Source organism: Allobosea sp. 05L423, from assembly GCF_056397745.1.
In genome coordinates this window covers 335,857-357,268 of sequence record NZ_JBFTOA010000004.1, presented here as the reverse complement: position 1 = coordinate 357,268, position 21,412 = coordinate 335,857, and the positions used below count along the sequence as shown (strand labels likewise).

General features: G+C 63.5%; 21 protein-coding genes and 3 pseudogenes. 16 read left to right on the top strand and 8 right to left on the bottom strand.

What is annotated here, in order from left to right; genetic code table 11:
* Positions 1-2: 2 nt before the first annotated feature.
* The 4 genes from AC1DNE_RS14205 to AC1DNE_RS14190 form a co-directional block, all read right to left on the bottom strand.
* Positions 3-629, bottom strand: a complete 627-nt coding sequence (locus AC1DNE_RS14205; protein ID WP_476765720.1) for a ChrR family anti-sigma-E factor — start codon at positions 627-629, stop codon at positions 3-5.
* A complete protein-coding gene (locus tag AC1DNE_RS14200; RefSeq protein WP_476765719.1) occupies positions 626-1,246 on the bottom strand; it encodes a sigma-70 family RNA polymerase sigma factor in 621 nt (206 codons plus the stop codon). Before AC1DNE_RS14200 ends, AC1DNE_RS14205 begins: the two co-directional genes overlap by 4 nt.
* 67 nt (positions 1,247-1,313) lie before the next feature.
* A complete protein-coding gene (locus AC1DNE_RS14195) occupies positions 1,314-1,682 on the bottom strand; it encodes a DUF2147 domain-containing protein (protein WP_441470057.1) in 369 nt (122 codons plus the stop codon).
* A gap of 30 nt (positions 1,683-1,712) precedes the next feature.
* Complete coding sequence (locus AC1DNE_RS14190) at positions 1,713-2,306, bottom strand: hypothetical protein (protein ID WP_441470058.1); 594 nt, start codon at positions 2,304-2,306, stop codon at positions 1,713-1,715.
* Between the two features lie 159 nt (positions 2,307-2,465).
* Between AC1DNE_RS14190 and AC1DNE_RS14185 the strand changes: the two genes are divergently transcribed.
* The 7 genes and pseudogenes from AC1DNE_RS14185 (at position 2,466) to AC1DNE_RS14155 (ending at position 7,632) form a co-directional block, all read left to right on the top strand.
* The gene (locus AC1DNE_RS14185; RefSeq protein WP_441470059.1) at positions 2,466-3,803 is read left to right on the top strand and encodes an NAD(P)/FAD-dependent oxidoreductase; all 1,338 of its coding nucleotides are present in this window, start codon (positions 2,466-2,468) and stop codon (positions 3,801-3,803) included.
* Entirely contained in the window at positions 3,800-4,597 is a 798-nt protein-coding gene (locus AC1DNE_RS14180) for a DUF1365 domain-containing protein (RefSeq protein ID WP_441470060.1), read from the top strand. Before AC1DNE_RS14185 ends, AC1DNE_RS14180 begins: the two co-directional genes overlap by 4 nt.
* Before the next feature lie 35 nt (positions 4,598-4,632).
* Positions 4,633-5,835, top strand: coding sequence for a class I SAM-dependent methyltransferase (locus AC1DNE_RS14175; protein ID WP_441470061.1), 1,203 nt, complete (start codon positions 4,633-4,635; stop codon positions 5,833-5,835).
* Positions 5,836-5,959: 124 nt separating this feature from the next.
* Positions 5,960-6,076 (top strand): annotated as a pseudogene (locus AC1DNE_RS14170) (alpha/beta hydrolase); the annotation flags it as partial.
* Positions 6,062-6,214 (top strand): annotated as a pseudogene (locus tag AC1DNE_RS14165) (aldo/keto reductase); the annotation flags it as partial. The pseudogenes AC1DNE_RS14170 and AC1DNE_RS14165, both read left to right, overlap by 15 nt.
* Before the next feature lie 232 nt (positions 6,215-6,446).
* Positions 6,447-7,210 (top strand): IS5 family transposase gene (locus AC1DNE_RS14160; RefSeq protein WP_441470062.1). Its coding sequence is split into 2 segments (ribosomal slippage): positions 6,447-6,788 and positions 6,791-7,210, totalling 762 coding nucleotides; the frame shifts between segments, so codons are not numbered across the junction.
* A 173-nt stretch (positions 7,211-7,383) separates the two neighbouring features.
* Positions 7,384-7,632 (top strand): hypothetical protein, encoded by a 249-nt coding sequence (locus tag AC1DNE_RS14155; RefSeq protein WP_441470063.1) that lies wholly within the window; start codon positions 7,384-7,386, stop codon positions 7,630-7,632.
* 92 nt (positions 7,633-7,724) lie between these two features.
* Here AC1DNE_RS14155 and AC1DNE_RS14150 read toward each other — a convergent pair whose 3' ends face one another.
* Positions 7,725-8,450, bottom strand: a complete 726-nt coding sequence (locus tag AC1DNE_RS14150) for an outer membrane protein (RefSeq protein WP_441470064.1) — start codon at positions 8,448-8,450, stop codon at positions 7,725-7,727.
* Positions 8,451-9,231: 781 nt separating this feature from the next.
* Here AC1DNE_RS14150 and AC1DNE_RS14145 point away from each other — a divergent pair.
* Positions 9,232-10,617 carry a TAXI family TRAP transporter solute-binding subunit gene (locus AC1DNE_RS14145; RefSeq protein ID WP_441470065.1) on the top strand — a complete coding sequence of 462 codons (1,386 nt, stop codon included), beginning with the start codon at positions 9,232-9,234 and terminating at the stop codon, positions 10,615-10,617.
* A gap of 133 nt (positions 10,618-10,750) precedes the next feature.
* Here AC1DNE_RS14145 and AC1DNE_RS14140 read toward each other — a convergent pair.
* Positions 10,751-11,188: pseudogene (locus AC1DNE_RS14140) on the bottom strand (IS3 family transposase); the annotation flags it as partial.
* A 219-nt stretch (positions 11,189-11,407) separates the two neighbouring features.
* On the opposite strand from AC1DNE_RS14140, the gene AC1DNE_RS14135 reads away from it, so the two are divergent.
* From AC1DNE_RS14135 to AC1DNE_RS14125, 3 genes are all read left to right on the top strand, one after another.
* Complete coding sequence (locus tag AC1DNE_RS14135) at positions 11,408-11,854, top strand: tripartite tricarboxylate transporter TctB family protein (RefSeq protein ID WP_441470066.1); 447 nt, start codon at positions 11,408-11,410, stop codon at positions 11,852-11,854.
* 16 nt (positions 11,855-11,870) lie between these two features.
* Positions 11,871-13,370 (top strand): tripartite tricarboxylate transporter permease, encoded by a 1,500-nt coding sequence (locus tag AC1DNE_RS14130; protein WP_441470067.1) that lies wholly within the window; start codon positions 11,871-11,873, stop codon positions 13,368-13,370.
* 645 nt (positions 13,371-14,015) lie between these two features.
* Positions 14,016-14,210 (top strand): hypothetical protein, encoded by a 195-nt coding sequence (locus AC1DNE_RS14125; RefSeq protein ID WP_476765715.1) that lies wholly within the window; start codon positions 14,016-14,018, stop codon positions 14,208-14,210.
* A gap of 260 nt (positions 14,211-14,470) precedes the next feature.
* Here the strand turns inward: AC1DNE_RS14125 and AC1DNE_RS14120 are convergent, their stop codons facing one another.
* A complete protein-coding gene (locus AC1DNE_RS14120) occupies positions 14,471-15,400 on the bottom strand; it encodes a Bug family tripartite tricarboxylate transporter substrate binding protein (protein ID WP_441470068.1) in 930 nt (309 codons plus the stop codon).
* 175 nt (positions 15,401-15,575) lie between these two features.
* Here AC1DNE_RS14120 and AC1DNE_RS14115 point away from each other — a divergent pair, with 175 nt between their 5' ends.
* Positions 15,576-16,544, top strand: coding sequence for a D-2-hydroxyacid dehydrogenase (locus AC1DNE_RS14115; RefSeq protein WP_441470069.1), 969 nt, complete (start codon positions 15,576-15,578; stop codon positions 16,542-16,544).
* Here AC1DNE_RS14115 and AC1DNE_RS14110 read toward each other — a convergent pair.
* On the bottom strand, positions 16,532-17,044 hold the full coding sequence (locus AC1DNE_RS14110) for a MarR family winged helix-turn-helix transcriptional regulator (RefSeq protein WP_441470070.1): 513 nt from the start codon (positions 17,042-17,044) through the stop codon (positions 16,532-16,534). The genes AC1DNE_RS14115 and AC1DNE_RS14110 overlap by 13 nt on opposite strands.
* A 179-nt stretch (positions 17,045-17,223) precedes the next feature.
* Between AC1DNE_RS14110 and AC1DNE_RS14105 the strand changes: the two genes are divergently transcribed.
* The 4 genes from AC1DNE_RS14105 to AC1DNE_RS14090 are packed head-to-tail and all read left to right on the top strand — an operon-like array spanning position 17,224 to position 21,399.
* Positions 17,224-17,724, top strand: coding sequence for a flavin reductase family protein (locus AC1DNE_RS14105; protein ID WP_476765713.1), 501 nt, complete (start codon positions 17,224-17,226; stop codon positions 17,722-17,724).
* Between the two features lie 10 nt (positions 17,725-17,734).
* On the top strand, positions 17,735-19,090 hold the full coding sequence (locus AC1DNE_RS14100; protein WP_476765730.1) for an LLM class flavin-dependent oxidoreductase: 1,356 nt from the start codon (positions 17,735-17,737) through the stop codon (positions 19,088-19,090).
* Between the two features lie 45 nt (positions 19,091-19,135).
* A complete protein-coding gene (locus AC1DNE_RS14095; protein ID WP_476765712.1) occupies positions 19,136-20,335 on the top strand; it encodes a M24 family metallopeptidase in 1,200 nt (399 codons plus the stop codon).
* A gap of 29 nt (positions 20,336-20,364) precedes the next feature.
* Positions 20,365-21,399, top strand: a complete 1,035-nt coding sequence (locus tag AC1DNE_RS14090) for an amidohydrolase family protein (protein ID WP_476765711.1) — start codon at positions 20,365-20,367, stop codon at positions 21,397-21,399.
* Positions 21,400-21,412: the final 13 nt, after the last annotated feature.

The following is a 21,412-nucleotide window of genomic DNA, read 5'->3' as shown; positions in this document are numbered from 1 at the left end:
CGTCAAAACCGCACCAGCGGCTGCAGCAGCCGGCCGAGCCAGCCTTGGAGCAGCACGTTTCCGGTCATGGCGACGATACAGGTGCAACCCTCGACAGGATCGACGCGCGGCGTGTGATCGTGCTCGGAATCGGCTTCGTCGAAGTCCCCGGCCGCATAGCGACCGTATTCGTGCTCATAGGCGCCCGCGAGGATCGTGGTCCATTCGAAGCCGCTATGCTTGTGATGCGGCAGTGCGATCCCCGGCCCGGCACGCAACATGAAGACGCGTGCATCCGCGCCGGGAACGTCGACGCGCCGCATGGCGATGCGGATGCCGATCGGGCGCCAGGGACCGAGGCCATAGGGGCGCAGGACTTGTGGCATCCCGGCTTCGAGCGTCGGACCGGCCGCAACGGATACCGGCGCGGCTTGTGCTGCGGTGCTCGTATCGCGTGGGCCGGAGGCCATCGCGACGGGCTCCTCGGCTTCCAGCAGCGCGCCCTGCACGGCCTCGAGTTCCCGCAGCCGCTGCCGGCTCTGCCGATCCGCCTCGATATGACAGGCGACAACCACCGCCGGGCCTTCGTCGAGCTGTCCTGCGGCGAAGGCGGCGAGCGTCTCGTCGGATGGGCGATGCACGATGCTCATCGCAGATCCTCCAGCCGGCCGCGCAGATGCGACAGAGCCAGGCGCAGGCGGGACTTCACCGTGCCCAGCGGAATGGCGAGGCGATTGGCGACATCCTGGTGGCTGAAGCCTTCCAGGAAGGCGAGTTCGACCACACGGTACTGATCGGGAGAGAGCTGGGTCATCGCAGCGCGCACGCGTGCGTCGCGTTCGGCGCCAGATAGTGTCGCATCGGGTTGTTCGGGGGCTTCTTCATCCAAAATCTCGTAAGCTTGCGACAGCCGCGAGCGCGTTTCGCGACGGGCAATATCGATGCGCAGATTGCGCGCGATCGTGGCGATCCAGGTCGAAGCGCTCGCTTTCGCGGGGTCGAACAGCGCCGCCTTGCGCCAGACGGCCAGCAGCGTCTCCTGTGCGACTTCCTCGGCCAGCTCGGCCGAGGCGCCGCCGCGCATCAGCAATCCCTTCACCCGCGGCGCGAAATGGTCGAACAGCGCAGCAAAAGCCTCCCGGTCGCCCGAACGCGCGATGGCGGCAATCAATACATTGGGGTCGAACAAGACGACGAACCCACCTCCTTGCGCGATAGCTCCCGCCTTGCGCATGCCATCGACAGTCAGGGCGAGTGCGGGAACCATATGACAGTTACGCGGATGTCGGCACGTTGGATCACTAGCCCTCGCTTCATAGTGACTTCGGCCGGCATCACTCGACGGCCTTCCAGTTCACGTCGCGGCAGATCAGGCGCCCGACGATGCAGCCGCGTGTGGTGAGCGCGCCCGCCGTTGCCGTGATCGTCATGGAGTAGCTCCAGTCGCGCTTGGGATCATAGGCATTTCCGGAGAAGGTGCCGTCGGGCTGGCGGGCCAGTGTCATGATGAGCCTGTCGCCGGCGGCCTCGCCCTTGCTGGTGTCGCCGATCCAGAGATTGGTTGCGCAGATCTTGTCGCCGCACGGTGCGATCCGCACGCGGGCATTGCCGTCGTCGCGCAGCCAGGTCCCGTCGAGATCACCCGCGGCCGCACCTCCAGCCGAAAGAGCAGCAAAGGCGAGAGCGAGCAGAAAGCGCCTCATGACGATGTCCTTTCAGCGAATGCGTCTCGTCTACGCTCCGCTTGCCTCCGTGGTTTCATCCGAGCGCGAAATTGTGTCGAGGCGCGCGGCGACAAGCCAGCCGATCAGCGCGGTCAAGGATGCGGCGCTCAGAAAGTTCAGGCGCTGCAAGGCCGCGTATTCTCCGGCCTCGTAGAGGTGCAGCGGCGTCCCCAGCAACGCTGCCGGCAGCAGATAGGCAATGAAGGCCAGCGCCACGAAGCCCAGTGCGAAGAGGCGCTCGGAGCGGCGAAACAGCATCAGCGCGAGCATCAGGCAGGGATACAGGAAGGCCTCGACCCCTGAGCCGGTACCGAAGGCGACGCGGCAGAGCAATGTGTTGCCGATGCCCGCCAGGAGAAGCAGCGATCGCCCGAACAAGGGGCTGCACCGCATGGCCGCCGGCACGGCCGCAAAGAACGGCGTCGACAGGAAGGTGACATAGGACGGCGCGATGGCGGGCGAGACCGCCCAATAAAGATAAAGTGGATAGAAGGGCTGGTTCGAGACAATCACGAGCGCGACGGTATTGGCGATCGCGGCCCGCGGGTCGGGATGCGCTGCATAGGCACCGATCGCAGCGGACACCCGCTTCAGCTGCCTCACGAGCATTATCCAACCCTCTCGCGGAATGCTTCATCCATTCTGCGCTTACGCAGGAACCCCGGCGGTGGGTCACACGGCCTGCGCGTTTTTAGTGAGGCCGGGGCAAATCCAGTCCGGTCCAGGCCGCGTATACCCGTCATGAAAAGCGGAGACGCGACGATGGAGCGGGCACAGGGAGAGGCGACGAGGGTCGCCGTGATCGGTGCCGGCATCTCCGGCCTCTCGGCTGCGTGGCTGCTGGGGCAAGCACATGACGTGGTGCTGTTCGAGGCGGCGCCCCGCCTCGGCGGCCATGCGAACACGGTTCGCGTCGCCGGCGATGGCGGCGAGACGGCGGTCGATACCGGCTTCATCGTCTACAATGAGGCGACCTATCCGAACTTCATCGCCCTGATGGAGCATCTTGGCGTCGCCACGCAGCCGACCGAGATGTCCTTCGCGGTGTCTCTCGATGGCGGCCGGCTTGAATATAGCGGCACCAGTGTCTCCGGCCTGTTCGCCCAGCGCAGCAATCTGATGCGGCCGCGCTTCTGGGCGATGCTGCAGGACATCACCCGCTTCTACCGAAACGCATCCAGGGACGCGCTGGCGGGCGGTGCGGCCGACGTCTCGCTCGGCGACTACCTCGCCGCCGGCGGCTATGGCGCCGCGTTCCGGGACGACCACCTGCTGCCGATGGCGGCTGCGATCTGGTCGGCACCCTGCTCGGAGATCCTGTCCTATCCGGCCACCGCCTTCCTGCGCTTCCATCACAATCACGGATTGCTCCAACTCACCGACCGACCGATCTGGCGCACCGTGACCGGCGGCAGCGGCGTCTATGTGCAGAAGCTGCGCACCGCCTTTTCCGGCGAGGTGAGGGTCGGCTCGCCCGTGAGGCAGGTTCGGCGCGGAGCCAACGATGTCGTTCTGATGGGCGACGGCTGGAACGAGACGTTCAGCCATGTCGTCTTCGCCACCCATGCCGACCAGGCGCTTGCCATGCTCGCCGATCCCGGCACGGCGGAAGCCGAGGCGCTCGGCGCCTTCCGTTACAGCCGCAACCGCGCGGTGCTGCATGGTGATACGGCGTTGATGCCGAAGCGGCGCCGCGCCTGGGCGAGCTGGAACCATATTGGCGACCGCGCCCAGCCGGATTCCGCCTGCGCCGTCACCTACTGGATGAACCTGCTTCAAGGCCTGCCGGAAGGGCGGCCTCTCTTCGTCACCCTCAACCCGCCCGACACGCTGCGTGCGGACACCATCCTCCACGAGGAAACCTACGAGCACCCGCTCTTCGATGCGGCGGCGCTCGAGGCACAGGCGCGGCTCTGGTCGCTGCAAGGGACGCGGCGCAGCTGGTTCTGCGGCGCCTATTTCGGATCGGGCTTCCATGAGGATGGCTTGCAGGCCGGGCTCGCCGTCGCGGAGGCGCTTGGCGGCGTCCGTCGGCCCTGGCGGGTTCGCAACGAGTCCGGGCGCATTCCAGTCGCACCCCGGCTGGAGCAGGCCGCATGAGCTGGCAATCCGCTCTCTATGTCGGTCGTGTCAGGCATCATCGGTTCCGGCCCCGGCCGCATGCGCTGGCCTATCGCGTTTTCTGGATGCTGCTCGACCTCGACGAGATCGATCGGCTGGCTGCGAAGCTCACGCTGTTCTCGCGCAACCGCTTCAATCTCTACGCCTTTCGTGACGCGGACTACGGGGATCGCAGCGGACGGCCGCTGCGCCCGCAGATCGAGGCCGCCCTGGGCAATGCCGGGATCGAGCATGATGGCGGCCCGATCCGGCTGCTGACCATGCCGCGTATCCTCGGCTACGCCTTCAATCCGCTCAGCACCTATTTCTGCTACCGCCGCGACGGCAGTCTCTGCGCCACCATCTACGAAGTGCACAACACCTTCGGCGAGGTTCACAGCTATGTCGCGCCCGCCGATAGCGCCGGAGGCGCGCTGCGGCAGGAGGCGGACAAGCTCTTTCACGTCTCGCCCTTCATGGGCCTCGACATGCGCTATGCCTTCACGGTCGTGCCGCCCGCGGAGCGTGTCTCCGTCGCCATCGACGGCCATGACTCCGAGGGACGCCTGATCACGGCGGTGCTGAGCGGCGAGCGAACGGTGCTGAGCGATGCAGTCCTGCTGCGACTGCTCGCAACGCATCCGCTCCTCACGCTGAAGGTCACTGCCGCCATCCACTGGCACGCGCTGCGGTTGTTGGCAAAGCGCATTCCATGGTGGCCGCACCCGACTGCGCCGGAGCGCCCCTTCAGCCTCGGCAGCGCCGTGGCGCCGCATGCGAAAGGACCGATTTAGCCATGAGCCGGCCCGATGCCGAACAGCATTTTCGCATGCCCGAACAAGCGCTCGCGCTGCCGCGCGGCATCGGGCTGTCGCGCTGGTTCCTGCGCCGATTGCTCTCAAGCATCGCCATCGGCCACCTCACCGTCTTTACGCCTGACGGCGAACGGCTTTGCAGCGCGCAAGGCGCGCCCGGGCCGCAAGCGACGATGATCCTGACCAACTGGCGGTCGATACGCCGCCTCCTGCTCGACGGGGATATCGGCCTGGCCGAAGCCTATCGCGACGGCGACCTCCATACGCCGGATCTCACCGCGTTGATCGAGCTCGGCGCGCGCAACAGTGCGACATTGCGAAAGCTTGTGTCAGGCGTCTGGCCGGCGCGCCTGTTGAACCGATTGCGTCACCGACTCAACGCTAACACCCGCCGCGGCAGCCGCCGCAACATCACCGCGCATTACGATCTCGGCAATGAGTTCTACGGCCACTGGCTCGACACCAGCATGATGTACTCCTCCGCGCTCTATGAAGCGCCGACGGAAGCGCTCGAGGCCGCACAGCAGCGCCGGCTCGACCGGATCGTCGCCATGCTCGGCCTTTCGGGCGGCGAGCATATCCTCGAGATCGGCTGCGGCTGGGGCGCGCTGGCGGAGCGGCTGGCCCGCGAAGGCTGTCGCGTGACCGCCATTACCTTGTCGCCGGCGCAGCTCGAGGCCGCGCAACGGCGCATCGCTGAAGCCGGCCTTGCCGAGCGCGTCAGCCTGCGGCTTCAGGACTACCGCGACATCTCCGGCCAGTTCGACCGCATCGTTTCGATCGAGATGATCGAGGCGGTGGGGCGCGCCTATTGGCCGTCCTACTTCGCGACGCTCCGACGCTCGCTGCGGCCCGGCGGACGTGTCGTCCTGCAAGCGATCACGATCGACGACGCCCTGTTCGAGGACTATCAGCGGGGCACCGACTTCATCCAGCGCTACATCTTCCCCGGCGGCTGCCTGCCATCGGTGCCGGCGGTGAGGAGCAGCGCGAAGGCGGTCGGTCTCGGAGTGGTCGAACAGCTCGACTTCGGCGACAGCTACGCCCTGACTCTGAAGGATTGGCGCCGGCGCTTCCTGGAGCGCTGGACCGAGATCGCGCCGCTTGGCTTCGACGAGCCATTTCGCCGGCTGTGGGAATTCTATCTCTGCTATTGCGAAGCCGGCTTTCGCACCCGGACGATCGACGTCAACCTGATCGCCCTGCGCGGCCGCTAAGGAGCGGGGCGTTCCACATCGGCGTTCTGCGCGCCCGCCGGTAGACTTCGAGATCGCAGCCGCCATTCACGGCGTGACCGTCCGGTGAAGGAGGGACGCGGCCGCGATGCTGCGACTGTAAATCGAGTCGGCTCGAAGCTGGGAGACGACTTCGGACGGGCGCGAGGGCTTCCAGACACTCTTCCTCCGCCGCGGGCGGGCCGGAAACAGCACCGTCGCGACGACGATCGAACCCATCCCACGGCTGGAAGAAAACCTCGGAGCGGTCGATCTGAACCTGACAACCAGCGATCTCGCCGAGATCGACGCAGAGGCCTCCGCAATCAAGGTGCAGGGAAAGCGCCTGCCCGAAGCCGTTTTGAAGATGACCGGGCACTGACAGCAACGAGGACGATCGCCGTACTTTCCAGGCACGACGGCTGGACAGGCCATGTTCAAATTCGTGTTCGACGCCATCGGGACATGTTGGGAGATCGATGCGCGGCAGCCTCTCTGCCTCGCTGCGACAGGTGAGACGCCGCCCCGAGGAGCCGTGGACTCTAGGAGCCGTGGACTCTTGGGATTCCCACAGGCGCTGAGGTGTGATTCAAGGCTGTCTTTTGGAGGCAGCCATGGGCGTTCTGGACCGCCTGATTCTTCGGGACGATCAATGGGAGCGGCTATCGCCCCACATCATCGGCGATGAGCGGACGCGCGGTTCGTCTGGCCGCGACAACCGGATGTTCGTGGAAGCGGTCTTGTGGATCGTGCGAACCGGTTCGCCCTGGCGCGATCTGCCCGAGGTTTTCGGCGACTGGAACAGCGTCTTCCGGCGCTTCAGCCGCTGGAGCCACAAGGGCGTCTGGTGGCGCATCTTCGCGGCGATGTCGGACGATCCGGACTTCGAATATCTGATCGTCGATTCCACGATCATCCGCGCTCACCAGCACGCGTCGGGTGCTAAAAAAGGGGCCTTGAAGATCAGGCCCTCGGCCGTTCCCGCGGCGGCCTGAGCACCAAGATCCACATGGCCGTCAGAGGCCTTGGTTGCCCAGTGCGCTTCTCCCTGACCGCTGGACAGCAAGGTGATTGCCCGCAGGCTCACGCCCTGATCGAGGGACTGCCCGCAAAGGTCGTCATGGCGGACGCTGCCTATGACGCCGATCCCCTCAGACGAGAAATTGCCGAGAAGGGCGCCATCGCCGTCATTCCCAACAACCCGTCACGGGCGCGCAAATATCCCCTCGACAAGCACCTCTACGCTCAGCGCCACCTGATCGAATGCTGCTTCTCAAGGCTTAAGCAGTTTCGTCGTGTCGCAACGCGCTTCGAGAAGACAGCCAGGCACTACCTCGCCGTCGTGACAATCGCCGCGACGATCCTATGGATCAGATAACTGTCCACGGATCCGAGGGCTTCCGTATTTTTGATGCGTGATTCAAGGCTGTCTTCTGGAGGCAGCCGTGGGCGTCCTAGACCGCCTGCTTCCTCGGGACGACAAGTGGGAGCGGATTCGCCCACATCATCGGTGACGAACGGACGCGCGGCTCGTGGGGCCGGGACCACCGCATGTTCGCCGAGGCTGTGTTGTGGATCGCGCGGACCGGTTCGCCCGGACTTAGCGACAACATTCTCAGGCCATTGATGCTCAGCGGAGGTTTGGACGTGCCCATGCCGATCATTCTGATCGGGGTGATCGGCGGCATGATTTCTGATGGGCTCTTAGGCCTTTTCCGTCGGCCCCGTCCTTCCAGCCATCAGCTATGTGCTGCTGATGGAGTGGATACAGCAGCAATTAGGGTGATGACCGATGGATAGTTCACGGTCTTGCCGCGGATTAAACCGGGGTAAAAGTGGATGACCGCCCATGAAAACAGCCCAGCCACCGGCTGGGCTGTTTTCGTCTCAATTCACCATTTGTAGTTCACACCAACCCGAAGAATGCCACCGCCTCCGCTTCGATCGGTGGTGGCAGTATAGGTGCCGGCCGGCAGCACCCCGCCGATTGGGTTGTTGAAGAATCGAGTCTTCCGGCCTTCGCTCGTCTCGACGTAGAGGCCTTCGACCTTAACCGACCAGTTGTTGGTAAAGGCGTATTCAACACCGCCGCCCAGCGTCCAGCCGACATTGCTCGTGTTGTTGCCCGTCAGCGGGTTACTATTCAGGCCGCCATAGGCCAGACCGCCTGTGACATAGATCAGTGTGCGATCAAAGGCATAACCAACACGGGCACGAACGGTGCCCAAATAGCCCCCGTTATTTCCGCCCCCGTTGCCCCACCACGTGTAGGGTCCCCACGCGACGCGGCCGCCGACATCGACATACTGAATATCGGTCTCAAGGCCGTACACAATCGCGCCGGATTGCCAGTTGTAACCGATCTGGCCGCCGCCGACGAAGGAGCCGTCGCCGCCGCCGCCAGACAAGATGCCGGAAGAGGCGGCCGTCGGACCGGTGACGATGACATCGCGGGAGTTAGTCCAACCCACGCCGGCGTTGAGACCTATGTAGAACCCTGTCCAGGTGAAAACGGGAACGTAGACGGGGGCCTGTTGTCGCACAGGAAGATCGGCCGAATAGGCGGAAGTCGCTAATCCGGTAGCTAGCAAGGCAGCGGCTGTGAGCGTTATGCGCATATTGTCCTCCAGCTTGTTTGTTTCGCCGAATCAACCATCGCAAATTAAGGGTAAGAATTCATTTTGAATAAATCCCTAAGACGCGATGAGGAGTCGATATTCATTTTTCGACGTACGTATGAAACTCAATTTCGATACTCATCCTTTGCCAACCGACACTATAATTCTGCGCCCACAGAATCCTGCTGCAATTAAAGCGTCGCACGATTGACTAGAACAGGCCCTCCATGCAGTGAGCCGAATATTTCCGATAGCATAGCGAGGCGTAGCCGAATGCTGATATTCAGTTTTGATCTTCGTCTTGAATTACTTGGAAAGCGGTAGTCATCGTGGCGGCGCCTGCGCATGCGCCCAAAACAATCAAAGGGCGCATTCTCAGAGCGTCGCGGCCGAAGAGAATTCCGAGCGTATGCGGGACGGCACCTAGACTAGCCCGACGACCATCACATGGGCGCGGTGCGCTGGCAACTGGGTAGGCATTCCTCATGCCCTACCGAGGCTCATGCGAAGCGAGCCAACGCTGACGTTGGGCGGGTCAGCGTCTGTGACCAGGTTGCGCGCGAGGACCGCCTGCATTGGCCTGCTCAATACGTCACGGCGCATTGGGGCATTGAAGAATTTAGTAGCAAAGTATGGATGACGTCGCCGTGTAGTACGCTAAGCTAGCCCGGCTGAGGTCTTTGGACTGGTCGCCACTGAAGTCGCCCAGGTCCGTGACCGTTGCGGTTCGCGGGCGCTGAGCCGACGTCGTCGAAGCGATGCGTAGCTCGGGGCAAATGCCATGAACATCGCGATCTCGCGTCTGCTCCTTTTAGCCGCTGCGACGCTTGCGCTGATCACGGCTACCAGCGTGGCATATCTGGCATGGTCGCGGCCCCTGCACTTGCGCGTCGCCGCAGGGCCAAAGGACGGAATCGACGCCAAGCTGTTGATTGCGTTGAATCGTCTGCTCGAGATCAACCGTGCCGGGGTGCGCGTGGATTTGGTCGCTACGGCCGACGTGCATGCGAACAATCAACTGCTGGAAAAACGGGAAGTCGATCTGGCTGTCATAAGACTCGACGATCCATTGCCTACAAGCGCGGGGCTGGTGGTGTTGCTGCGCACCAACGTCGTGATCGCTGTCGCACCGGCGCGACACAAGCTGGAGAGCCTTTCCGACGTGAAAGGTAAGCGCCTCGGTCTTGTCTCCCGCACGCCGCTCGACGAACCTTCCTTCGTCAGGTTGCTCGATATGTTGGGCCTCACGCCGGCGGACGTTCATTTGACAATCGTCAAGCCCGAAGACATCGCCGGGCTTATCGCCAGCGGCCGGATCGACTGCCTCGCCGTGATCGGCGTGCCAGCAGATCCCGTGGTCAGGGCAGTGGTTGCCGCGGCGGGCGACAGGAAAAAGAATCCTCCAACCATCCTCAGTATCGAATTTGGCGAATCTCTTAAGCAGAACACTGCGGCCGCAAGCTCCGAGGCGATCGAGAAGTTCGCATTTCCGCGCCTATCTATTCCAGACGAGGACGTCGATACGGTCGGCGTTCCGACCGTACTTGCTGCCAATCGAGCCTCGACCGGCCCACTGCGCGTGCGGCTCTACAATAATGCGATCACGGAGGTGACCCGCAGCCTGCTCGAACGGCGCAGCGAGCTGGCGCGTGAGGTTCCACTGGCCAACCTGATAGCGCCGCCGGAAAGCGAGAAGGAGGACGCGCGCTTTCCAATTCACCCCGGCACCGCAGCGTATCTTGAGGATACGGATACGAGCTGGTCTACCCTCTTCAGCGATCAGATATGGAACGTCGTGCTAGTCGGCGGGGTCGCAAGCTCGGTTCTTGCCGCGGCCAGTAGCTACCTTAAGAAAGGCGGTCCCGATCGCATATCCGAGATCCTGGGCAGTTTGAAGAGCATCACTGAACGCGCCGGGGCCTCCACCGACCCAGCCGACGCGCTCGGCCTTTCGAAGGAGCTTGGTGTTCTTACGATCGACATGGCAACGCTCGGCTATCAACGCCGTTGCAGCTATGAGGAGTTCGCGCCGCTGCAACTCGCATACGAAAGCGCCCGCGACGCTGTGGCCATGCTGCATGCGAGACCCGCGACCGCGGCTCACACGAATGCGACAACGGAAGCAGCAGAGCGACCCGCGCCCCTGGAAAGAGAGCGCACGTCTTGAAACTTGGCCACAAGCGTCAGCGCGCAGCCGAGGCGGAGGCCCGCTGTGATGGTCGGGTTGAACCGACCCGGTTTGGCCGGAGGCCGTTTCGTTTGAGTCACGCCGCCATCGCTGGCTCATCCAGCCTGGCGTATTAGCGCTCGTCGGGTTCTGCTGGCGCGATATTGCCCATCGCCTCCAGCAGCCGGCGGTTGTTGAACCAGTCGATCCATTCAAGCGTCGCGAACTCGACAGCCTCGAACGGGCGCCATGGTCCGCGCCGATGGATGACCTCGGCTTTGTAGAGACCGTTGATCGTCTCGGTGGGCGCCGTTGTCGTCGCCATCGCCGACACTGCCAACCGGCGCTCGTCCCTCCCCCGCCCCAGCCAGGCGCTCTGTGTATTTGATCGAGCCGTATTGGCTGCCCCGGCCGCTATGATGCACGGGTCCGCCGCGATGCGTCGGAACTCGCTGATCGAGGGCCTGCTCCGGCGCGTCCAGCACGAAGCTGGCCTGCACCGTGCGGAAGCCCGCCAGCTGACGGTGCGACGGGCGCAGGCATCGATCACGAAGGCGACGGAGACGAAGCCCGAGGCGATCAGGACCGGTGTCTGCGGATGAAAGGGCGGTCGCGGATGCGCTGCATGCCTTTCCCGTGGAAACACGTCGCCTGCGACCAAACCTTTCGGCTTGCCAACATGTCGATAAAGTAAGTACACCAATTATCGGTAGGCCGTTCATATTAGACCGCCGCCCAAACAAACCGGACCGATAACGGCCCGGAAAGAAAGACACTGGGGGAGGCAAGTATGACGACGCGGTCGGCGGACCTGTGGTCCGGCCTTTTGTTAATGGCGATCGGCCTGTTCGGCTCGATCTGGGCCTATGCGTATTATCCCATAGGAAGCGCGGTCCGGATGGGGCCGGCCTATTTTCCGATTATCCTCGGCGCCTTGCTGGCATCGCTCGGCCTGATCATCACGCTCAACGCGCTGGCAGCCGGTGGGCCGCAGGTCGGCCGCTTCCACTGGCGGCCGCTGGCCCTCATTCTCGCCGCCATCGCAGGCTTCGGCTACCTCATCGGCCCGTCCGGGCTGCTTGTCGCGATCGTCGTCCTTGTCGTGATCGGCGCCGCGGCAGGCCACGAATTCCGTTGGAAGGAAGTTGCGTCCCTCGCTGCGGGGATGGCGATCTTCTCGGCGCTCATCTTCGTGAAAGTGCTGAGCCTGCCCTTCCCTCTTTGGCCATCATTCTGAGCGGATCGAAGACGCCATGGATATCGTCGGCAATCTTTGGTTGGGTTTCTCTGTCGCGGCATCGCCGCTCAACTTGCTGTTTGCGCTGGTCGGCGCGTTGCTCGGCACATTGATTGGCGTCCTTCCCGGCGTCGGTCCGCTCGCCACCATCGCGATGCTGTTGCCGATCACCTTCAATCTCGATCCGACCGGCGCGCTGATCATGCTCGCCGGCATCTATTACGGCGCGCAGTATGGCGGCTCGACCACGGCGATCCTCGTCAATCTGCCCGGCGAAGCGACATCGGTCGTCACCTGCCTCGACGGTTATCAAATGGCCCGCCGGGGCCGCGCCGGTCCCGCGCTCGCGATGGCCGCGCTCGGCTCGTTCTTCGCCGGCTGCGTCGCCACGCTCGTGATCGCCTTCGCGGCGCGTCCGCTCGCCGAGCTGGCGCTGGCTTTTGGGCCTGCAGAATATTTCTCGCTGGTCGTGCTCGGACTGGTGACTTCGGTGGTGCTCGCCAATGGCTCTTTGATCAAGGCCGTGGCGATGACGGTGCTCGGCCTCATGCTCGGCCTCGTCGGCACGGACGTCACGACCGGCACGCTGCGCTTCACGTTCGGCGTACCGGAATTGTCCGACGGCATCGGCTTCGTCATCGTGGCGATGGGCATATTCGGCGTCGCCGAGATCATTCTGAATCTCGAGCAAAAGGAAAAGCGCGAGATCTTCGTCGACAAGGTCAGCAATCTCTATCCGACCAAGGACGATCTGAGACGCTCCTGGAAACCGGTTCTCCGCGGAACGGCGCTCGGCTCCGCGCTCGGAATCCTGCCTGGCGGCGGCGCGCTGCTTGCGTCCTTCGCCGCCTACACGCTGGAAAAGAAGATTTCGAAACATCCCGAGCAATTCGGCAAGGGCGCTATCGAGGGCGTTGCGGCACCGGAATCGGCCAACAACGCCGGCGCGCAGACCTCGTTCATTCCGATGCTCACGCTCGGCATTCCCGGCAATGCGGTGATGGCGATGATGATCGGTGCGATGATGATCCAGGGCATCGCACCGGGCCCGCAGGTGATGACGCAGAAGCCGGAGCTCTTCTGGGGCCTCATCGCTTCGATGTGGATCGGAAACCTGATGCTGGTGGTGCTCAACCTGCCGCTCATCGGCATGTGGATCAAACTTCTGACCATTCCCTACCGCCTGCTGTTCCCGGCGATCCTGGTGTTCATCGGCATCGGCGTGTTCAGCTTGTCGAACAGCGCATTCGATTGCCTGTTGCTGTCGCTCTTCGGTCTGCTGGGCTACGCCTGCGTCAAGCTGGCGTTCGAACCAGCGCCGCTCATCCTTGGTTTCATCCTCGGACCGATCATGGAGGAATATCTGCGCCGCGCGATGCTGCTCTCTCGCGGCGACCCGATGACGTTCCTCCGCAGCCCGCTGAGCGCGCTCTTCCTGGCGATGTCGATTTTGCTCATGATACTGGTGGTCTTGCCGACGATCAAAAACAAGCGAGAGGAAACCTTCGCTGAATGACCGTCCTGACAGTGCGCGCCGCCGGAGCAAGCCGAGCATGGCCGCGGCGCGCAGCCTTCAGACACTTTCGTCCAGCAGTTGCTTCAGCGCTGCCAGGCCGGCAGCGACCGGGTGCCCCGGTCGCAGCGCATTTCGCGGCTAGCCGATTCAGGCGTCGATCGGCCCCTTCGCGCCACCTTCTGCGCGCGACGTCTTTCGTCTCTCCTGCCCGGTCGACATACTCACCCAAGCTTGGGAGCAAACCGGGCGTAGGGATCGCAGCAAGGGCCGATGCCTAACAGCTTCGGTAAGGCGGGCAAGTCCACGCCGCCCTTGCCCCTGACACATCAGCAGGATGTATCTCGACCGCCCGCCGCGCGTCATCGAGGCGCGCGTTTTTCTCCGCGATGCCGGAAAAGGTCTGGCGGGCCGGCACTCGCAGCGCCTGAGTCGCCGCAAACAAGGGCGGTCAGCCCGTTGATTGCTTCTCGAAGGCCTGCATTCGACGCCAACAGCGACCGCTCTGTCGTCGCCAGCCCGTTGGCCGCGTCTTCACAGTATCACCCGGCGACGATTGGCCGCTCGTCGTCCGATGCGATGGCCCGCTGAATGAACCGAAGATTCGTCCGGACGGACGGCTTTCTATTGCAGACATGGAATGACCAGATGCAGATCGATGTGGAGGCCGGCCTTGTTCGGTCGCGCGCTGCGCGGCGGAATTCGCGACCCTTCCGCAAATGCGATGATCTGCACATCGCGTCGAATGGCGATATTCATTTCACCGATCAGGGCCAGACCGGCTGCACTATCCCAAGGGCCGGGAGTCTGGATCGACGAGAGACGGCCGGCTCGAATGCCTGATCGCGAACCGCGTCAGCCCGAACCGGCTCGCCCTCGATCGTTGCGCCGCGCCGCAAACAAAACGCTGCCAATCACTTATCAGCCGGTTGTATAGGAGCCGCGGCGCCTCATCAGGTCCCATGCGGAGCGCTGTTCCGCCAGCCACATCGGATCCGGTGGCCGGGAAGAAAGAGGCGATTGCGATGAATGGACCGCCGCACCGGAGGCCCTGCTGACCTCCGATGCGGACCGTCATCGGCTTTCTCCAACAGAACGCACTTTCACTGTGCCTTGATGTTGGCCGCCTTGATCAACGATTGCCACTGCGCGAAGTCGGCGCGCATGATCCTGCTCATCTCATCCGCGCTCGTCGGCGCCGGATCGAGTCCGGCGGCGGTAAACCGCCCACGGATATCGGAAGCCTGCAGCGCTTTGGTGATTTCGCCGTTGAGTTTTGCGACCAGATCCGGCGGTGTGGCCGCCGCCGCCAGGAGGGCGATCCAGGAATTGACGGCGAACCCGGGCACGCCCGCTTCCGACACAGTCGGCAGATCAGGCATGGAGGGGGAGCGTTTCGGGTCTGTCATTGCGAGCGCGCGCACCATCCCAGATCGCACGAGCGGCAACACCGCGCCGGTGTCGACGATGCCGACCATCACCTCGCCCGACGCTATCGCAACCGACGCTGGCGAGCCGCCCTTGTAGGGGATCGCAAGCATATCGAGGCCGGCCTCGCGCTTGAGCAATTCTCCCGCGAGATGCGGCAGGCTTCCCGGTCCCGGAATACTGTAGGTGACATGGCCGGGCCGCTCCTTCGCGTATGCGATGAGATCCTTGACCGAATTGATCGGCAACTTCGCATTCACGGCCAGAACCAGCGGGCTGATCGCGGCCATGGAGATCGGCGTAAGATCCTTCAACGGATCGTAACGCAGTTGCTCGAAATGCGGATTGACGGTCAGCGCGCCGGTCGAAATCACGGCAAAGGTATAGCCGTCCGCCGGCATGCGGATCATCGCTTCAATGCCGATCGCGCCGTTGGCGCCCGGACGATTGTCGACAATCACCGGCTGGCCGAGATTTTCCTGCAACTTCTGGCCGATGGTGCGGGCGATCAGATCCGAGCTACCGCCAGGTGCATAAGGCACGATGATGTGCAACGGCTTGCTGGGGAACGACTGACCAAACGCCGTCGTGGTCGCCCCCGCCATGAGCCCGGCGCCAAGCCATCGAGAAACCGCCCGTCGCGTAAACATTCCATCCCTCCCGTTTATTGGCCAGACATGCTGGTCCGTTCATTGGCCCAGACGTGTCTGGACTTTTTGATTGTATACCAATCATTGTTGTACCATCAATATGGAAAGTTCGCATCGCAGCCGGGGAACCATGAAAATCATCGTTTGGACGTCACAGGCCACGTCCGATCTTGCGCAAGGTCTGCAAGCGCTCGGCGTCGATGTTGCGCGCGTGAATGACCAGGCCAGCTTCGCCGCCGGGCTGCCAGGCGCCGACGCGCTCGTCATGATGAGCCAGTTGCGCAACGCCGAGACGGCTCATGCGCTGCGCGATCTGGGCGCGGACGTTCGCTGGATTCAGCTTCTGCTCTCCGGCTACGATGCGGCGCGCGCGCATGGAATTCCGGCCGCAGCCCGGCTGACCACGGTCGGTGACGCCTATGCCAAGGCCGTTGCGGAGCATGCGATGGCGCTCATGCTTGGCCTCTCTCGCCGGCTCGATCTGTCGTTCGCTCGCCAAGCTGCTTGCGCCTGGGCGCCGGATTACGCCGACCGCATGCAGGCGCTCGAAGGCGCGGTCCTCACGGTCGTCGGGCTCGGAGCAATTGGACGGGAGGTCGCGCGCCGGGCGCGGGCCTTCGGCATGCACGTCATCGGCGTCAAACGCCAGGCGACGCCCGATCCGGTTGCCGACGAGGTCTGTGGCACCAGCGAACTCGACAGCGCCCTCGCCCGCGCCGACGTCATCCTGCTCGCTGCGCCCCTCACCTCCGAAACGCGGCACATGATCAGTGCAAGACAACTGGCGATCTGCAAGCCGACGGCGCTGCTGGTGAATGTCGGGCGCGGCGCGCTAGTCGACTCCGCGGCGCTGCGGCACGCCTTGCACAACAACACGCTCGGCGGTGCCGCGCTCGATGTCACCGACCCCGAGCCGCCAGCGGAAAACGACCCGCTCTGGGGCTGCCCGAATTTGATCCTGACGCCGCATATGGGCGGGCGCGGACACGCCCCGTCGCTCGCGCGGGCGGTTGAGCTGGTGATCGATAACGCCAGCCATTTCATCGCCGGGCGGCCGCTGCTGAACCAGATCGATGATCCGACGATCTATGGTCCGTGACCCCGCCCGCCCGCCGGCAGCTCCGGCGTTTCCGCTGCACGCACGGCGATGGACGCAGGCGGCTCGAAGCCGACAAGCCGGCGCATGATGTGGAAGAACTGGCGCCGCTCTTCATCCGACAACGGCGCGAGGATATCCGTCTGGGATCGGCGCACAGCGTCCTGAAGCGCCAGCACAAGCCGCTTTCCAGACGCCGACAGGCTCAGCACGCGCGCTCGCCCATCGACTAGCGAGTGATCGCGGCGCACGAGCTCGCGCCGCTCCAAACCGACGAGAATGCGCCCGACCGTGACGCGGTCGAGCGCGATCAGATCCGCCAGCGTCGCCTGGTCGATTTTCGGATGCAGGTAGAGCACCGTGAGAACCAAATGCTGCGGCGACGTCACCTTGTAGGCGGCCAACTTGGCTTCGATGTCGGCGACAGTAATCTGATGCGCGCGCCGGATGAGAAAGCCAGGCTTGTCCCTCAGGTCGGCGATATCCGCAATCTCATCAAGCATGGCCGGCGCTTTGCGAAATCGGTGAACACCGCATCAATAAACGTTTCAACTCCGGTCGACAACGACGCTCGGCGCTGGCCAGCCCGAACCGCCGAGAAATGGCTTGACAGTTAGGTAGCATGCTCACCATATTAGTGAGTATACTCATCAATTGCCTCATGCCGCGGAGACTTAGGACAATGGACGCCGCCGCCTTCAAATGCGCGATGCGCAATGTCGCTGGCACGGTCGCGGTCATCGCCGTCGGCAAGCAGAAGGGGCAACGGACAGGATTGACCGCGACATCGATCTGTTCGCTATCCGACGAACCTCCCGCCCTGCTCGTCTGCGTCAATCGAAACGCCAGCGCTCACTCGCGCATTCGCGCCGATCGTTGCTTCAGTGTGAACGTGCTGGCGGAAGATCAGCAGATGCTGGCGAACCGCTTCGCCGGCCGCGAACAGGTCTCGGGCGAAGCGCGTTTTGCGGTCGACCGATGGACCACGCTCGAAACGGGAGCGCCCGTTCTGCTCGATGCGATTGCGGTGTTTGATTGCGAACTTTCAAGCGAATATCAGACGCCGACTCACTCAATTTTCGTCGGACTTGTCCGCGACGCCCGCGAGCAGATCGCCGAGGCGCCGCTGGTTTATCTGCGCGGCGCCTATGCCGCGGTCCGGCCATCCCCGACACGCTTTTGAAATGAGCAGCATGATGCGATCTCGCGAAACGATGACGCTCGGCCTGTTTTTCAACCACACAGGCCATCACGTCGCCTCCTGGCGCCATCCGGACGCGCAAGCCGATGCGGGCGTCAACATTCGCCACTATCTCGACATGGCGAGAACAGCCGAGCAGTCGAAATTCGACTTCCTGTTCTTCGCAGATCAGGTCGCCGTTCGCGAGGCGCATCCGGACGCGCTCAGCCGCTCCGCGCAGTATACCGCGCATTTCGAGCCTCTGACGCTCTTGTCGGCGCTGTCGGTGGTGACCGACCGGATCGGACTCGTGGCGACAGCCTCGACGAGCTACAACGAGCCCTATCATCTGGCGCGCAAATTCGCGTCGCTCGACCATCTCAGCGGCGGCCGCGCCGGCTGGAACGTCGTAACGTCAACCGCGCATGCGGAGGCGCAAAATTTCGGGCGTGACCAGCATTATGACCACGCCGAGCGTTATGACCGGGCACATGAATTCCTCGATGTCGTCCGCGGTCTCTGGGATAGCTGGGACGATGACGCCTTCATACGCGACAAGCAAAGCGGCGCTTATTTCGATCCGACAAAGCTGCATGCGCTCGAACACAAGGGCAAGCACTTCAAGATTCGCGGGCCGCTGAATGTTCCGCGACCGATTCAGGGCCATCCGGTAATCGTCCAGGCCGGATCGTCCGAAAATGGCCGTGAATTCGCCGCCGCGACAGCCGAGATCGTCTTTACGGCCGAAATGGACCTCGCCAGCGCCCAGCAATATTATCGCGACGTGAAGGGGCGCATGGCGCGCTACGGCCGCCGCCCCGAACATCTGCATGTGCTCACGGGCATCAACCCGATCGTCGGCCGAACCGAGGCCGAAGCGAACGAAAAGCATGAGCACATGCAGTCGCTCATCCATCCGATCGTCGGGCGCGAAATCCTGTCGACCATGCTCGGCGGCGCGGATCTTTCGTCCTACTCGCTCGACGGTCCCCTGCCCGACCTGCCGCAGACGGACGCCAGCAAGAGCGGCCTCTATCAGAATATCGTCAAGCTTGCGCAGCGCGAAAAGCTGACGATCCGCCAGCTCTATCTCAGACTTGCAGGAGCGCGCGGAAAGCTGACGATCAAGGGATCGGTGGAGCAAGTCGTCGACAAAATGGAAGAGTGGTTCCGGCAAGGCGGCAGCGACGGATTCATCGTTCAGCCGTCCTATTTGCCCGGCAGCCTGGATGAATTCGCCACGCTGGCGATTCCGGAGTTGCAGCGACGCGGGATCTTCCACCGCGACTATGACGGCGAAACCTTGCGCGACGGGCTGGGCCTGCCGCGCCCCGAAGGCCGTTACAGGCTCACGCGTCCGACCCCTTGATCATCGTTTTCATCCACCTGCCGCCACCACCGGGATCGCGCGCCAATGTCAATGATTGAGAGATTTTCCGATCCAACTCCGCGCGCCGAAATGGAGCGCCGATGGAAGGCCGTTCGCGAACGCATGAGTGAGCGAGGGCTCGACGCCCTGATCGTGCAAGGCGCCAACAACCTCGCCGCTGGCGGCGGCTATTTTCGCTGGTTCACCGGCCTTGGCGCGTTGCCGAACCCGGCGCAGACATTGATCGTACCGGCCGACGGCCTCATGACTCTCGTGTCCCATGGAGCCGCCGGGCGCGTCGTCGATCTCGATGATCGCGATGAGACATTACCCGGCGTCGGCCGCCGACTGTTCACCGCCAATTTTCCCATGGTGCGGTATACCGGCCAGCAGGACGCGGAAGCAGTCGCGGCCGAGATTACGCGCGCCGGGTTTCAAGCGGTCGGGCTTGTCGGCGCAAACGCCATGTATCACGGCTTCGCGTCCGGGCTGCAGAGGCGCGCCGGCAATGTCCGGTGGTCCGACGCCAGCGATCTCGTCGATGATGCGCGCGCTATCAAGAGCGAAGTCGAGATCGATTTCATTCGTCGCGCGGCGGCGATGCAGGACGACATCTTCGCGCGCATCGGCGCCTTCATCCAGCCCGGCATGCGCGATTTCGAAGTGATGGCCTACGCCTATTATCTCGGTCAGACGATGGGCAGTCAGACCGGCTATTTTCTGGGCTCCTCGGCCGCTGCGGGCGAACCGACTCCAATGCTTATCCGCCCGTTCCATGGCCGCACGCTGCGCGAGGGCGATACGTTGCTGCTGCAGGCGGAGAATAGCGGGCCGGGCGGATATTTCGTCCATATCGCGCGGCATTTCACGCTCGGCAAGGCGCCGGCCGAATTGACCGACGGCTTTGCTGAGATGGTCGAGGCGCAGGATTTCACCGTATCGCTTCTATCGGCTGGCGCACGGTGCGACGAAATCCTCGCGGTCTACAACGACTATATGGGCCGCCGCGGCTTTCCGCCGGAGCGTCGCGTCCATTGCCATGGCCAGGGTTGCGACGCCGTAGAACGGCCGCTGGCGCATGCCGAGGAAACGATGACGATCGCGCCCGACATGAATATCGGCATCCATCCGAGCCTGTCGACAGAGCGCCTGTTCGTGACCGTCTGCGATAATTTCCTGACCCGATCCGATGGCATCGCCGAGCGGCTGCACAAGACGCCCCGCGCGATCGTCGAATTGAACTGAGGCTCCGGCCGGCCATCGAGGATCTAAGCATGTCGTCCAGCATTGTCGCCGTTGAAGAGCATTTTTGGACACCGAAGCTTCGCGATCTGCGGCGCGGCCATGACGTGATGAGCAGTGCCACGCTCGACGCGGCGCTCAGCGATCTTGGCGCCGGGCGCATCGCCGCGATGGACGCCGCTGGCATCGGCATGCAGATTTTATCCGAAGTGGAGCCGGGGGCGCAGAACTTCGAGCCTGCCGACTCCGTCCGGCTTGCGCAGCTGTCGAACGATTTTCTGGCCGCAGCGGTGGAGCGCTATCCCGACCGCTTCCGCGGCCTTGCTATGCTGCCGACCCCGGACCCGCAGGAAGCGGCCAGGGAGCTCGAACGACGCGTTTCCGTTGATGGCTTCCGCGGCGCCATGATCCATGGGTTGACCCGAGGCGAATTCATCGACGCGCGGAAATACTGGGGCATCTTCGAGCGCGCCGAAGGATTGGGCGTTCCGATCTATATCCACCCGGCGACGCCCGCCGCGCCGGTGATAGACGCCTATTACAAGGATTATCCGGTCCTGATCCGCGGCGCGCTCGGATTCACGGTCGAGGCGGCGACGATAGCCACGCGGCTGGTGCTCAGCGGCGCGCTGGATGAATTCCCGAACCTGCAGATCGTGCTCGGCCATCTCGGCGAGGGGCTGCCCTTCATGATGGAACGCTGCGACGCGATCATCGCCCGGCATGTCACGATGAAGCGGCGGTTCCGCGACTATTTTCGCCGCCATTTCCATCTGTCGACGAGCGGCAACTTCTCCCACCCTGCCCTCGCCTGCGCTCTCGCGGAAATCGGCGCAGAGCGCGTGCTGTTCGCCGTCGATTACCCTTTCTGGTCGAACATCGACGCGCGCGCTTTCAGTGATTCTGCGACGATCAGCGAGCTGGACCGCGACAGGATTATGTCGACGAATGCACGGGCCCTGTTCGCGCTCCCAGCCGACGCAGGCGGCGTCGGCGTCGATGCCGCGCTCCTTCCTAAGCTGCACGCGTCGGAGGCCGCGCCCGACATCCCCCCGGATTTGCGTTGAATGCCGCGATAGC

Bases quoted from the DNA above. Each gene is read 5' to 3' on its own strand.
- AC1DNE_RS14150 (WP_441470064.1), bottom strand. From the start codon at position 8,450: ATGCGCATAACGCTCACAGCCGCTGCCTTGCTAGCTACCGGATTAGCG.
- AC1DNE_RS14205 (WP_476765720.1), bottom strand. From the start codon at position 629: ATGAGCATCGTGCATCGCCCATCCGACGAGACGCTCGCCGCCTTCGCC.
- AC1DNE_RS14185 (WP_441470059.1), top strand. From the start codon at position 2,466: ATGGAGCGGGCACAGGGAGAGGCGACGAGGGTCGCCGTGATCGGTGCC.
- AC1DNE_RS14180 (WP_441470060.1), top strand. From the start codon at position 3,800: ATGAGCTGGCAATCCGCTCTCTATGTCGGTCGTGTCAGGCATCATCGG.
- AC1DNE_RS14125 (WP_476765715.1), top strand. From the start codon at position 14,016: ATGCAGATCGATGTGGAGGCCGGCCTTGTTCGGTCGCGCGCTGCGCGG.
- AC1DNE_RS14090 (WP_476765711.1), top strand. From the start codon at position 20,365: ATGTCGTCCAGCATTGTCGCCGTTGAAGAGCATTTTTGGACACCGAAG.
- AC1DNE_RS14110 (WP_441470070.1), bottom strand. From the start codon at position 17,044: ATGCTTGATGAGATTGCGGATATCGCCGACCTGAGGGACAAGCCTGGC.
- AC1DNE_RS14135 (WP_441470066.1), top strand. From the start codon at position 11,408: ATGACGACGCGGTCGGCGGACCTGTGGTCCGGCCTTTTGTTAATGGCG.
- AC1DNE_RS14175 (WP_441470061.1), top strand. From the start codon at position 4,633: ATGCCCGAACAAGCGCTCGCGCTGCCGCGCGGCATCGGGCTGTCGCGC.
- AC1DNE_RS14100 (WP_476765730.1), top strand. From the start codon at position 17,735: ATGATGCGATCTCGCGAAACGATGACGCTCGGCCTGTTTTTCAACCAC.
- AC1DNE_RS14155 (WP_441470063.1), top strand. From the start codon at position 7,384: ATGTTCGCCGAGGCTGTGTTGTGGATCGCGCGGACCGGTTCGCCCGGA.
- AC1DNE_RS14195 (WP_441470057.1), bottom strand. From the start codon at position 1,682: ATGAGGCGCTTTCTGCTCGCTCTCGCCTTTGCTGCTCTTTCGGCTGGA.
- AC1DNE_RS14200 (WP_476765719.1), bottom strand. From the start codon at position 1,246: ATGGTTCCCGCACTCGCCCTGACTGTCGATGGCATGCGCAAGGCGGGA.
- AC1DNE_RS14145 (WP_441470065.1), top strand. From the start codon at position 9,232: ATGAACATCGCGATCTCGCGTCTGCTCCTTTTAGCCGCTGCGACGCTT.
- AC1DNE_RS14130 (WP_441470067.1), top strand. From the start codon at position 11,871: ATGGATATCGTCGGCAATCTTTGGTTGGGTTTCTCTGTCGCGGCATCG.
- AC1DNE_RS14120 (WP_441470068.1), bottom strand. From the start codon at position 15,400: ATGGCGGGGGCGACCACGACGGCGTTTGGTCAGTCGTTCCCCAGCAAG.
- AC1DNE_RS14095 (WP_476765712.1), top strand. From the start codon at position 19,136: ATGTCAATGATTGAGAGATTTTCCGATCCAACTCCGCGCGCCGAAATG.
- AC1DNE_RS14105 (WP_476765713.1), top strand. From the start codon at position 17,224: ATGGACGCCGCCGCCTTCAAATGCGCGATGCGCAATGTCGCTGGCACG.
- AC1DNE_RS14115 (WP_441470069.1), top strand. From the start codon at position 15,576: ATGAAAATCATCGTTTGGACGTCACAGGCCACGTCCGATCTTGCGCAA.